Here is a 13,319-nt window from a genome sequence, read left to right on the forward strand (position 1 = left end):
GCGAGGCGTACGATGAGCAAAGAAGTACTGCTGGTTGTTGAGTCGGTGTCCAATGAAAAGGGCGTACCGGCAAACGTTATTTTTGAAGCGCTGGAGCTGGCTCTGGCCACCGCTACTAAAAAGCGTTTTGAAGACGAAGTCGAACTGCGTGTGGAAATCAATCGCCACACCGGTAACTATGAGACTTTCCGTCGCTGGACTGTGGTCGAAGACGAAGATCTGGATGATCCAGCATACGAGTTGGCTGTAGACCAGGCCCAGGCGAAACAGCCAGGCGCGAAAGCCGGCGATATTATCGAAGAGAAAATCGATTCTATCGAATTCGGTCGAATTGCTGCACAGACGGCCAAACAGGTCATCGTGCAAAAAGTTCGCGAAGCCGAGCGTGCTCAAGTAGTCGATGCCTATCGTGAGCGTCTGGGCGAAATCATTTCCGGCACCGTTAAAAAGGTGACCCGCGACAATGTGATCGTTGACCTGGGTAACAACGCTGAAGCGTTGCTGGCCCGTGAAGACATCATTTCGCGTGAGACTTTCCGTGTTGGCGTACGCCTTCGCGCATTGCTCAAGGAAATCCGCACTGAAAACCGCGGTCCTCAGCTGATCCTGTCGCGTACAGCGCCAGAGATGCTGATCGAGTTGTTCCGCATTGAAGTGCCAGAAATCTCCGAAGGCCTGATCGAAGTGATGGCGGCCTCCCGCGATCCTGGATCACGCGCTAAAATAGCCGTTCGCTCGAAAGACAAACGCATTGATCCGCAAGGTGCCTGCATTGGTATGCGCGGTTCGCGTGTCCAGGCAGTGTCCGGCGAATTGGGCGGAGAGCGAGTGGATATCGTCCTTTGGGATGACAACCCGGCGCAGTTCGTGATCAACGCAATGTCGCCAGCAGAAGTGGCGGCTATTATCGTCGACGAAGATGCCCATGCAATGGACATCGCCGTTGGCGCAGACAATCTGGCCCAGGCGATTGGTCGCGGCGGTCAGAACGTACGTCTGGCCAGCCAGTTGACCGGCTGGACCCTGAACGTGATGACCGAATCGGACATCCAGGCCAAGCAGCAAGCAGAAACCGGCGATATCCTGCGCAACTTCATCGAAGAGCTGGAAGTTGATGAAGACCTGGCGCAGGTACTGGTTGATGAAGGCTTTACTAGCCTGGAAGAGATTGCCTACGTACCGGTGGAAGAAATGCTCAACATCGATGGCTTTGACGAAGATACCGTCAACGAGCTTCGCGCTCGCGCCAAGGATCGACTGTTGACTAAAGCCATCGCTACTGAGGAAAAGCTGGCAGACGCCCATCCGGCCGAAGACCTGCTCTCGCTTGAGGGTATGGACAAGGATTTGGCGATGGAACTGGCGGTGCGCGGCGTAATTACCCGCGAAGACCTGGCCGAGCAGTCTATTGACGACCTGCTCGACATCGACGGCATTGACGATGATCGTGCCGGCAAGTTGATCATGGCCGCCCGAGCCCATTGGTTCGAGTAATTAGGCGCGGCCTGAGGAGAGAAATGCATGACGCAAGTCACGGTGAAACAACTGGCCGATGAGGTCAAAACACCGGTTGAGCGCCTGTTGCAGCAGATGCGTGAGGCAGGTCTGCCGCACAACGCCGCCGAGCAGAATGTAACCGATAGTGAGAAGCAGGCTCTGCTGACTCACCTTAAAAGCAGCCACAAGGCTAAAGTGGAAGAACCGCGCAAGATCACTTTGCAGCGTAAAACCACCAGTACCCTGCGTGTAGCTGGCAGCAAAAGCATCAGCGTTGAAGTACGCAAGAAGAAAGTCTTCGTACAGCAAAGCCCGGAAGAAATCGAAGCCGAGCGCAAACGTGAGATGGATGAACGTCGTGCAGTAGAAAATGCCGCACGTCAAAAGGCTGAAGAAGAGTCCAAGCGTCGCGCCGAAGAAGAAGCGCGCCGCCAGCCTGCATCTGCTCCTGTTGCAGCACCGGCTCCGGCCGCTGCAGCGCCTGCACCTGTGCAAGCCGCAGCGCCAGCACCGGCTCCAGCCGCTGATGCACGCAAGCGTGACGAACAGCGTCGCCCGGACAAACCACGCGCAGACGATAACAATCGTCGCGGCAGTGGTGACGGCGATCGCAAAAACGCTCCGCATCGTGCCTCGGTTAAAGAAAAAGCACCGACTCCACGTGTTGCTCCGCGCACTTCCGACGAAGAAAGCGACAGCTTCCGTCGCGGTGGTCGTGGCAAGGGCAAGCTGAAGAAGCGCAACGCTCACGGTTTCCAGAGCCCAACCGGCCCTGTAGTTCGTGACGTGCAGATTGGCGAGACCATCACTGTCGGCGATTTGGCCGCACAGATGTCGGTCAAGGCTGCCGAAGTCATCAAGTTCATGTTCAAGCTGGGTACTCCAGCAACCATCAACCAGGTACTGGATCAGGAAACTGCCCAACTGGTTGCTGAAGAACTGGGCCACAAAGTGACTCTGGTCAGCGACAACGCCCTGGAAGATTCCCTGGCCGAGTCCCTGAAGTTCGAAGGCGAGTCGTTCTCCCGTGCACCGGTTGTGACCGTAATGGGCCACGTTGACCACGGTAAAACGTCCCTGCTCGACTACATCCGTCGTGCCAAGGTAGCGGCTGGCGAAGCCGGTGGTATTACCCAGCACATCGGTGCGTACCACGTTGAAACCGAGCGCGGCATGGTCACGTTCCTCGATACCCCGGGTCACGCTGCGTTTACCGCAATGCGTGCTCGTGGTGCCAAGGCGACTGACATCGTGATTCTGGTTGTGGCTGCAGACGACGGCGTAATGCCGCAGACCATCGAAGCCGTTCAGCATGCGAAAGCCGCTGGCGTGCCTCTGGTTGTTGCAGTGAACAAGATCGACAAGCCAGGTGCTGACCTCGATCGCATTCGTAGCGAACTGTCCGTTCACGGCGTGACGTCGGAAGAGTGGGGTGGTGACACTCCGTTTGTTTCGGTCTCGGCGAAAATGGGTACCGGCGTTGACGAATTGCTCGAAGCCGTACTGCTGCAAGCTGAAGTTCTGGAACTCAAGGCAACTCCATCGGCTCCTGGCCGTGGCGTAGTGGTTGAGTCCCGTCTGGACAAAGGCCGCGGTCCTGTTGCTACCGTTCTGGTTCAAGACGGTACCCTGCGCCAAGGCGACATGGTACTGGTCGGTTCCAACTACGGCCGCATCCGCGCCATGCTCGACGAGAACGGCAAGCCTATCAAGGAAGCCGGTCCATCCATCCCTGTCGAGATTCTCGGCCTGGACGGTACGCCAGATGCTGGCGACGAGATGAGCGTAATGACCGACGAGAAGAAGGCACGTGAAGTTGCCCTGTTCCGTCAAGGCAAGTTCCGCGAAGTGAAACTGGCGCGTGCTCACGCAGGCAAGCTGGAAAACATCTTCGAGAACATGGGCCAGGAAGAGAAGAAGACGCTTAACATCGTCCTCAAATCTGACGTCCGTGGTTCGTTGGAAGCTCTGCAGGGCGCTCTGAGCGGCCTGGGTAACGACGAAGTGCAAGTGCGCGTAGTGGGCGGCGGTGTCGGTGGTATCACCGAGAGCGACGCTAACCTGGCACTGGCCTCCAACGCTGTACTGTTTGGCTTCAACGTGCGTGCCGATGCCGGCGCTCGCAAGATTGTCGAGCAGGAAGGCCTGGACATGCGTTACTACAACGTCATCTACGACATCATCGAAGACGTCAAGAAAGCCCTTACCGGCATGCTTGGCAGCGACGTTCGGGAGAACATCCTGGGTATCGCTGAAGTCCGTGACGTGTTCCGTTCGCCTAAGTTCGGCGCGGTTGCAGGTTGCATGGTGCTGGAAGGTGTTGTTCACCGTAACCGTCCAATCCGCGTACTGCGTGAAGACATCGTTATCTACGAAGGCGAGCTGGAATCCCTGCGTCGCTTCAAAGATGACATGTCCGAAGTGCGTGCCGGCATGGAATGCGGTATCGGCGTCAAGAGCTACAACGACGTTAAAGTCGGTGACAAGATCGAAGTGTTCGAGAAGGTCCAGGTTGCTCGCAGCCTCTAACTCGCGAGCCTCAAGAGCGAGGACGAGCCCGCGCATGCAAATGCGCAGCGCTCGGCCTGGACTCTAAACGCAACGCCCGGTCCGGCTTCTGTCGTGCCGGGCGTTTGCCGCTTTCAGACCGCATGGGTTTCCCATGGGTGAGTAACAGGTAACAAGACATGGCAAAAGAATATAGCCGTACCCAACGTATTGGCGATCAGATGCAGCGCGAGCTGGCACAGCTGATCCGTCGTGAAGTCAAAGACCCGCGCGTGGGCCTGGTCACCATTACTGCTGTTGAAGTCAGCCGTGACGTCGGTCACGCCAAGATCTTCATCACCGTGATGGGTCAGGACAGCGCTGAAGATATCGCCCAGAGCATCAAGGTGCTGAACTCGGCAGCGGGTTTCCTGCGCATGCAACTGGCGCGTGAAATGAAGCTGCGCAGCGTTCCGCAGTTGCACTTCCACTACGATGAAAGCGTCGTGCGTGGTGCTCATCTGTCCGCCTTGATCGAGCGTGCAGTGGCTGAAGACAATCAGCACCCTGAAACCACTGCTCCCGAAGACACCAAGGAGTAACCGGTGGCTCAGGTCAAGCGTATCCGTCGTAACGTCAGCGGCATCATCCTGCTGGACAAGCCACTTGGGTTTACTTCCAATGCGGCCCTGCAGAAAGTTCGCTGGCTGCTCAATGCCGAGAAGGCAGGGCACACCGGTAGCCTCGATCCATTGGCCAGCGGTGTATTGCCGCTGTGCTTTGGCGAAGCCACCAAGTTTTCGCAATACCTGCTCGATTCCGACAAGGGTTATGAAACCCTGATGCAATTGGGCAAGACCACGACCACGGCAGACGCTGAAGGCGAGGTTTTGCAGACTCGCCCGGTGACCGTTGGTCGCGCCGATATTGAAGCTGTTTTACCCAATTTTCGTGGGCAAATCAGCCAGATACCGCCGATGTACTCTGCGCTCAAGCGTGACGGACAGCCGCTTTACAAGCTGGCCCGTGCAGGCGAAGTGGTGGAGCGTGAACCGCGTTCTGTTACTATTACCCGCCTCGAATTACTGGCCAGCGAAGGCGACACTGCGCGCCTGGCCGTCGACTGCACCAAAGGCACCTATATCCGTACCCTTGTGGAAGATATCGGTGAGCAATTGGGGTGCGGGGCATACGTTGCAGAACTGCGTCGTACCCACGCCGGACCTTTCAGCCTGGCCCAGACGGTTACCCTGGAAGAGCTGGAGGCGGTGCATGCCGAAGGCGGCAATGAAGCGGTTGATCGCTTCCTGATGCCATCGGACAGCGGTTTGCTCGACTGGCCATTGCTGCACTTCTCGGAAGCCAGCTCGTTTTATTGGCTCAATGGCCAACCGGTGCGTGCTCCGGATGCTCCGAAGTTCGGTATGGTGCGGGTACAGGATCACAACGGTCGCTTTATCGGTATCGGTGAAGTGAGCGAAGACGGGCGTATTGCGCCGCGTCGACTGATTCGGTCGGAATGACCGGAACCAGGCTGCATCGGGTGTAGTATTACCGGCGCAGACTGGAATGAGGGTGGCTGTTATTAGGCACGGTCACATCTCACATTTAAATACGAGGATTTGTCCTCGGCCTATTGGATCTGTCTTGTTCGCAAGCAGGCCCTAATTGAAAGGAAAGCCAAATGGCACTTACAGTTGAACACAAAGCAGAAATCGTAAAAGACTACCAGCAAGCTCCAGGTGATACAGGTTCTCCAGAAGTGCAGGTTGCACTGCTGACCTTTAACATCAACACGCTGCAAGGTCACTTCAAAGCTAACAGCAAAGATCACCACTCCCGTCGTGGTCTGATCCGCATGGTAAACCAGCGTCGCAAGCTGCTGGACTACCTGAAAGGCAAGAACGTTGAGCGTTACAAAGCGCTGATCGCTCGCCTGGGTCTGCGTCGCTAATAGCGATGTTGCTAGAGGCTGGTTGTCTGTCGTGTGTCTGCGGGTTTCCCGCAGTCTCATGGCAGGCTTCCAGCCTCAAGTTTTATCTGGACTACCCGGATTCTTACGAAAGCTTGCCTATAGGGCTGTTTTCGTAAGCATCTTGAGTCGGGCCAATACCCGATGTTGCATATGACTTTCGCAAGAAACCCGTTCCCCAAGAGCCACAAAGAAGGTAGGACACCGTGAACCCGGTTATCAAAAAATTTCAGTTCGGTCAGTCGACCGTTACTCTCGAGACTGGCCGTATCGCCCGTCAGGCTTCCGGCGCAGTATTGGTCACCGTTGACGACGACGTCAGCGTGTTGGTGACTGTAGTCGGTTCCAAGCAAGCGGATCCAGGCAAGGGCTTTTTCCCTCTGTCGGTTCACTACCAGGAAAAAACCTACGCCGCGGGTAAAATCCCTGGCGGTTTCTTCAAGCGTGAAGGTCGCCCTTCCGAGAAAGAAACCCTGACGTCGCGTCTGATCGACCGTCCGATCCGTCCGCTGTTCCCAGAAGGTTTCATGAACGAAGTGCAGGTTGTCTGCACCGTTCTGTCCACCAGCAAGAAAACCGATCCGGACGTCGCTGCGATGATCGGTACTTCGGCTGCCCTGGCCATTTCCGGCATCCCTTTTGATGGTCCGATCGGCGCTGCCCGCGTTGCTTACCACGAAAGCACCGGTTACCTGCTGAACCCGACTTACGAGCAACTGGCCGCTTCGAGCCTGGACATGGTTGTTGCCGGTACTTCGGAAGCCGTATTGATGGTTGAATCGGAAGCCAAAGAGCTGACCGAAGACCAGATGCTGGGCGCTGTACTGTTCGCCCACGACGAATTCCAGGTGGTTATCCAGGCTGTCAAAGAGCTGGCTGCCGAAGCTGCCAAGCCAACTTGGGACTGGGCTGCTGCCCCGGAAGCGACCGCACTGCTGGGCGCTATCCGTGCCGAGTTCGGTGAAGCGATCTCCCAGGCTTACACCATCACCGTCAAGGCAGACCGTTACGCGCGTCTGGGCGAGTTGAAGGATCAGGTTGTTGCCAAGCTGTCCGGTGAAGAAGGCCAGCCTTCTGCCAGCGAAGTTAAAGCTGCATTCGGTGAAATCGAATACCGCACCGTTCGCGAAAACATCGTTAACGGCAAGCCGCGTATCGATGGTCGTGACACCAAGACTGTTCGCCCTCTGAACATCGAAGTTGGCGTTCTGCCGAAGACCCACGGTTCGGCCCTGTTCACCCGTGGTGAAACTCAGGCGCTGGTTGTTGCAACTCTGGGTACTGCCCGTGACGCGCAACTGCTGGACACCCTGGAAGGCGAGAAAAAAGACCCGTTCATGCTGCACTACAACTTCCCTCCGTTCTCGGTAGGTGAGTGTGGTCGCATGGGTGGCGCTGGTCGTCGCGAAATCGGTCACGGCCGTCTGGCCCGTCGTTCGGTTCAAGCCATGCTGCCTGCTGCCGACGTGTTCCCGTACACCATCCGTGTTGTATCGGAAATCACTGAATCCAACGGTTCCAGCTCGATGGCATCGGTTTGCGGTGCTTCCCTGGCACTGATGGATGCCGGTGTGCCGATGAAGGCGCCGGTTGCCGGTATCGCCATGGGTCTGGTTAAAGAAGGCGAGAAGTTCGCAGTTCTGACCGACATCCTGGGTGACGAAGACCACCTGGGCGACATGGACTTCAAGGTAGCCGGTACCGCCAAAGGTGTTACCGCGCTGCAGATGGACATCAAGATCAAGGGCATCACCGAAGAAATCATGGAGATCGCTCTGGGCCAGGCCCTGGACGCTCGCCTGAACATCTTGGGCCAGATGAACCAGATCATTGCCGTATCGCGCAACGAGCTGTCGGCCAACGCTCCGACCATGATCGCGATGAAAATCGACACCGACAAAATCCGTGACGTTATCGGTAAAGGCGGCGCGACGATCCGTGCAATCTGTGAAGAAACCAAGGCTTCGATCGATATCGAAGACGACGGTTCGATCAAGATCTTCGGCGAGTCCAAGGAAGCAGCAGAAGCCGCGCGTCAGCGCGTTCTGGGCATCACCGCGGAAGCCGAGATTGGCAAGATCTACGTGGGCAAGGTTGAGCGTATCGTCGACTTCGGCGCATTCGTAAACATCCTGCCGGGCAAAGACGGCCTGGTTCACATCTCCATGCTGAGCGATGCTCGCGTTGAGAAAGTGACTGACATTCTGAAAGAAGGTCAGGAAGTGGAAGTACTGGTACTGGACGTGGACAACCGCGGCCGTATCAAGCTGTCCATCAAGGACGTCGCTGCTGCCAAGGCTTCGGAAGCTTAATCGCTCTCGACACCTGCTTTGAAAAAGGACCCTTCGGGGTCCTTTTTTTATGCCTGGAACAAAGTCAGCACCATAGGGCCATAGGCCACGAGTCGAAAGCCGCAACTTGCATGCAGAATTAACCGGCGCCATGCATTTTGCACGACGGGGCAATTTTGGCTATTTTGTAAGTTGTTGATTTATATAGGTTTATTTGTTTTTAAAAGTTGGCACGCGGCCTGCAATAGTACTGATAACCCTGCTGCTGCAAGACGGCGCAGATTCTAAAGAAGACAGGAGTTACTCGTATGAAGAAGTTCGCTATCGCTGCCGCAACTGCCACCGCTCTGACCCTGACTATGGCCAATGCTGCATTTGCTGCCCAGGCGACCACCCAGGCACCCATGGTGGTGGCTGCAGGCGAAGTAACCAAAGCCAAGGAAGCTACTTCTGATACCTGGATCACTACCAAAGTAAAAGCTGACCTGGTCACTGAAAAAGGCATTCCGGGCACGGACATCAAGGTAGAAACCAACAAAGGCGTTGTTTCCCTTTCCTCGATGGTACCGGTGACTGAAGCGCAAAAAGAGATTGCTGTTGCGATCACCAAAAAGATCAAAGGCGTTAAAGCTGTATCGGCTGATGGCCTGAAAGCGGAATAAAGCACCCTTTCTCGTAGAACCGGGGGAACAAGGTTCTGGCAGGTGATTGAAGCAGTACGCCTGCAGGCATTGTTAAAAAGGTTCATGCGACGGCCACACGGATGTGGCCATTACAGCCCCCGGCGCTTGCGTCGGGGGCTGTTCTATTTGGGATTGGGTCTATTTGGGATTGGGGCTACGAAAATCCGCGTAGCAGCTGCCGAACGCAGCCTCGTGCCTTCGGCAGCTGCTACAAATCAGCGACGTTGTGCATTATTCGCTATCCAGATGCAGTGGCGAGATTACCCGGCCGTCGCTCTCGGCTTGGCCCAGGGTGGCATCGATAAAGTACACGCGGTCATCCGCCAGCCCGCCCTTGTCCACCAGGTAGTCCTTGATGCTGCTTGCACGGTCTTGCCCCAGCTGACGCAACAACACTTCGCTTTTGCTCCAGAAGTCGATCAGTGCCGCGGTCATTTTGGCCGCGCGCTCGTCACGGCTCAGGTCTTTCCATTCAGCAGGCGGTTGCTGCTTGAGACGCGTGCGGTAGATACCTTCAAGTAACGGGCCTTTCTCATCGTCCGGCACGGTGAGCAAGCCGGCGCTGGCCGGTACTTTGTCGCCACGGCGCTGGAGGATCTTGTAGTAGGTGTACTGGAACTCGCGCTCAAGACGTTCCTTGGCGATCAGAGGGCCATCGCTGCTCTGTGCGGCCGTACCTTCGATCTCCAGGCGTAAGGCCGGGCGTTCTTTCAGGGCCTGGGCCAGTGTGGTCAGGGCTTTTTGTGCCTCAGGGCTCAGCTCGCTTGATCCTGGGGCGAATGACACGGTGCCCAGGTCCTCGGCTCCACCGCCGCTGATCAGCCCGCCAATGAACTTGAAGGGCGCCTGGGCGGCACGCAGCACCAGGTTGCGTACCGTTTGCCAGATAATCGGCATCACGCTGAACTGCGGGTTGTTGAGGTCGCCACTGATGGGCAGTTCAATGGATATCTTGCCGTCCGTGTCCTTGAGCAAGGCAATCGCCAGTTTGATCGGCAGATCCACGGCGTCCGGGCTGTCGACCTTTTCCCCCAGCTGCAATTGTTCGACCACGAGTTTGTTCTCGGCTTTGAGCTGGCCGTTGGTGATCAGGTAATGCAGGTCGAGGTTGAGACGACCCTTGCGGATGCGGTAACCGGCAAACTTCCCGGAGTAGGGGGTCAATGTGGTCAGTTCGACACGCTTGAAGCTGGTGGCGATATCCAGGCTGGCCATCGGGTCAAACGGGTTGACGCTGCCCTTGATGGTCACCGGCGCATAACGGTCGACCTTGCCTGCAATATTGACCGGGGCAGGTTTGGGGTTACGGCTGTCGATGGTGCCAATCAGGCCGTTGAGCTGTTGAACCGCGGTCTGGAAGTTGGGTGTCAGGCTGAAGTCGGCGAAATTGGCTGAACCATCGTTGATCGCAATTGCGCCGATGTGAATGCCCAGCGGTTTTTCCTTGCTGGCCGTGCCTTTGGCCGACGTACTGCCTGCAGGTTGCGGGATCAGCAGGTCATCGATATTGGTGGTGCGGTCATCGTTGATCATGAAGCGCACATAGGGCTTTTCGAAATTGACCCGTGCAAGCGAGAGGCTATCGCCGTGCTGGTACTTCAGATCCTCCAGCACCAGTTTTTGCCACTTCAGGAAGTCGCGGTTTTTCAGGGTGTCCAATGTGTGCAGTTGATCGATCTGGGCGCGGCCGGCCACGGTAAAGGCCAGGGGGTCGGTGCTTTTCAGATCAACCGCCAGGTCGCTGCCAAGCATGCCGCTACGCAGCTCAAGGCGGATAAACGGGTCGATATAGGCCTGGGCGATACGCAAGTCGATATCTTTGGTGTTGACCTTGAGCCTGGCGCTTACCGGGCTCAGGCTGACGTCGCCGCTGGCGGTGAGTTTGCCTTGCTTGCCCACGCCGGTGTCGAGGTTGAGGGTGAAAGGAGAACGGTTCAGGCTGTCGAAGTTTTTCAGGTTCAGGTTCAGCGGGCCGACCTCCAGCTCCACCGGGGTTTTGGGCTCCTTGTCGGCAAGGTGGATGCGATAGTCACGCAGGTCGACATCCTTGAGCAGCACGGCCCAGGGTTTGCTCGGCGCCACCGGGGCCGGTTTCGGTGCTTCGACGGTCACCACTTCTTCGGTTTTGGTCGATGGTTTGTCGGGCTGGCTGGCAAACAGCTTTTGCCAGTCAAGCTGGCCGTTTTTTTCGCGGGCGGCCCAGGTTTCGAGGTTCTGGCTGTTGATCTTGCCGACCACCACTTCCTGTTTGGCCAGGTCGACGCTGGTGTCGCTGACATCCAGGCGCTCCAGACGCACCAGCGGGCGGCCATCGGGGGCATTGATCTTGAGCGGTGCGATGCTGGCCGTGGCATTGCTCAGGAGCATTTCGGTTTCTTTGGACAGGTTCAGGGTGTAGTCGGTGCTGAAATTCAGTACGCCATCTTCCAGGGCCAGCGGTAATGCATCGCGCACATAGGGCCACCAGACTTTCATCTTGCCGTCGGTGACTTTCAGTTTGCCGGTCGAGGTGATGGGTACCAGGCTCAGGGTGCCGGTCCAGTCGATCCGCCCGCCTGCAGGGCCTGCGGCCACCAGGGTCATATCGGCGTTGTCATCGGGCAGGGTGCTGAGGTTTTTCAGCTCCAGGTCCATCGAGTCATAGAGGAATTCGATGGGCTCGCTGGGACGCATATCGGTGAAGTGCAGGTAGCCACCCGCCAGCTTGATGTTGTCGATACGCAGCGGGAACGGCTTGCTCTCGGGATCGGCCGGGGTGGGCTCGCTCTCGGGCAGCTTGAACAGTTGTGTCAGGTTGAGCGTACCGTCCTTGTTGAACAGCAGCTCGGTTTTCGGTTTATCCAGCTGCACGTCGGCCAGGTGCAGGGCTTTTGTCCACAGGCTGTCGGCTTGCAGATTGGTGTACAGCCGCTCGAAGCCGACCTGTTCCTTGCCCGGTTCGCCGACTCTGAACCCCCACAGGGTCAGCTCAAGGCTGAAGGGGTTGAACTCCAGCCGGTCGAGTCTGGCGGGCACCGTGGCGTAGTTGGCCAGTTGCTGGTTGATGATGCGCAGGCCGATGCCCGGCAAGATCAGGAACCCAAGCACGCTGTAAAGTGCGATGGCAATCAGCACGGCGCCAAGGGCGCGGATCAATCCTTTGAGCATGTGGGGCGTCGTCTATAGCAGTCGGAAGTGCCTTGGAGTATGGCACGCGTTTCTGGTTCCGAGACGAACGCCGTATTGGGAGAATGGATTAAAACTGAAGGATCAGGGTTTTCAGCGGTGGCTGCTGATCCAGGGACGGGAAATCGCTGGCCGGACTCATGACCTGCCAGTCGCGAACCGGGCGGCCAGCTTTCTCGGCGCAACGCAAAACCTGCTCGCGCCAGTCGTCCATGCTGACCTTTGCCAGATTGTTGCAGCAGATCAATACGCCGTCTGGTGCGGTGGTCAGTACGGCCGGCTTGAGCAGGCTTTGGTAGTCGCGCAGCAGATCGACCGTGCCGAAGGCACTCTTGGCCCAGGCAGGCGGGTCGAGCAGCACGAGGTCGTATTCACGCTGATCCATGCGCGGGTAGGCAGGCAGCTTGTGACGACGCTGAATGATTGGCAGACCGGCCAATTGGCGGATGGCCGCGAAATAGTCGGACTGTACGAATTTCATTTTTGGCAGTTCAGGGTTCAGCAGGCCGTTTTCGCGACCAACCGCCAGATTGCCTTCGGCGAAATCGAGGTTGCAGACTTCGCTGGCTCCACCTGCAGCGGCACTCAGGCCAACACCACAGGTGTAGGAGAACAGGTTGAGCACGCTTTTGCCGGCACTGTGCTGCTTGACCCAGCCACGGGCGTTGCGCAGGTCGAGAAACAACAGCGGGTCTTGCCCGGCATGGCGGCCGCGCACCCGGTACTTGAGGCCCCATTCGTGGCCGACGGTGTCTTCAAGGGCGGCGTCTTCGGCGCGGTACACGGTGTCTTCGCGGTCGATACGCGAGTTGCCCTGGGAGCGGTCGTTGTAGACCAGCAGCAGGTCGAGGCCCAGGTGGCGATTGATGGCTTCGTGCAGTTGCAGCAAGTCATCGCGCTCAAGACGTTGATGAAAGCTTTGTACCAGCAGTTGCGGGCCATAGCGGTCGATGGTCAGGCCGCCGGCGCCTTCCTGGCTGCCGTGGAACAGGCGATAGCAGTCGGTGCCCTGGGCGTGCAGTTCGGCCAACAGGTCGTGACGATTATCGAGGGCGGCGCGCAGCGCCTGATTCAAGGAAGACATGCATTGCGCCTTGGGGGACAGATAAGGCGCGGCAGTTTAGCAGAATAGGGCTGGTGATTATTGCTGCGTTGCTCTTGTAGCCGCTGTGGGAGCGAGCCTGCTCGCGAAGGTCGTTCGCGAGCTGTCTCTTATACACATCT

Annotated in this window: 9 protein-coding genes; 7 read left to right on the forward strand and 2 right to left on the reverse strand. The window is 57.4% G+C overall.

All coding sequences use genetic code 11. From position 1 onward, the window contains the following. Positions 1-12 precede the first annotated feature (12 nt). The 7 genes from nusA (at position 13) to QN377_RS08560 (ending at position 8,909) form a co-directional block, all read left to right on the forward strand. A complete protein-coding gene (gene nusA, locus QN377_RS08530; protein ID WP_016783437.1) occupies positions 13-1,494 on the forward strand; it encodes a transcription termination factor NusA in 1,482 nt (493 codons plus the stop codon). 27 nt (positions 1,495-1,521) lie between these two features. Then, positions 1,522-4,026, forward strand: coding sequence for a translation initiation factor IF-2 (gene infB, locus QN377_RS08535; protein WP_095002554.1), 2,505 nt, complete (start codon positions 1,522-1,524; stop codon positions 4,024-4,026). A 158-nt stretch (positions 4,027-4,184) separates the two neighbouring features. Beyond that, a complete protein-coding gene (gene rbfA, locus QN377_RS08540) occupies positions 4,185-4,586 on the forward strand; it encodes a 30S ribosome-binding factor RbfA (RefSeq protein WP_016783435.1) in 402 nt (133 codons plus the stop codon). A 3-nt stretch (positions 4,587-4,589) separates the two neighbouring features. Next, a complete protein-coding gene (gene truB, locus QN377_RS08545) occupies positions 4,590-5,507 on the forward strand; it encodes a tRNA pseudouridine(55) synthase TruB (protein WP_095018769.1) in 918 nt (305 codons plus the stop codon). Between the two features lie 161 nt (positions 5,508-5,668). Then, a complete protein-coding gene (gene rpsO, locus QN377_RS08550; protein ID WP_016783433.1) occupies positions 5,669-5,938 on the forward strand; it encodes a 30S ribosomal protein S15 in 270 nt (89 codons plus the stop codon). A 224-nt stretch (positions 5,939-6,162) separates the two neighbouring features. Next, the gene (gene pnp / locus QN377_RS08555) at positions 6,163-8,268 is read left to right on the forward strand and encodes a polyribonucleotide nucleotidyltransferase (RefSeq protein WP_095002556.1); all 2,106 of its coding nucleotides are present in this window, start codon (positions 6,163-6,165) and stop codon (positions 8,266-8,268) included. A gap of 287 nt (positions 8,269-8,555) precedes the next feature. Continuing rightward, positions 8,556-8,909: a BON domain-containing protein gene (locus QN377_RS08560; RefSeq protein WP_095002557.1), complete on the forward strand. Its 354-nt coding sequence runs from the start codon at positions 8,556-8,558 to the stop codon at positions 8,907-8,909. Between the two features lie 252 nt (positions 8,910-9,161). Here the strand turns inward: QN377_RS08560 and QN377_RS08565 are convergent, their stop codons facing one another. Next, entirely contained in the window at positions 9,162-12,077 is a 2,916-nt protein-coding gene (locus QN377_RS08565) for a DUF748 domain-containing protein (RefSeq protein WP_095020684.1), read from the reverse strand. Positions 12,078-12,165: 88 nt separating this feature from the next. Further along, positions 12,166-13,179 carry a class I SAM-dependent rRNA methyltransferase gene (locus tag QN377_RS08570; RefSeq protein WP_095002559.1) on the reverse strand — a complete coding sequence of 338 codons (1,014 nt, stop codon included), beginning with the start codon at positions 13,177-13,179 and terminating at the stop codon, positions 12,166-12,168. Positions 13,180-13,319: the final 140 nt, after the last annotated feature.

The organism is Pseudomonas sp. CCC4.1 (assembly GCF_035019225.1).
GTDB classification, from domain to species: Bacteria; Pseudomonadota; Gammaproteobacteria; order Pseudomonadales; family Pseudomonadaceae; genus Aquipseudomonas; species Aquipseudomonas bubulae.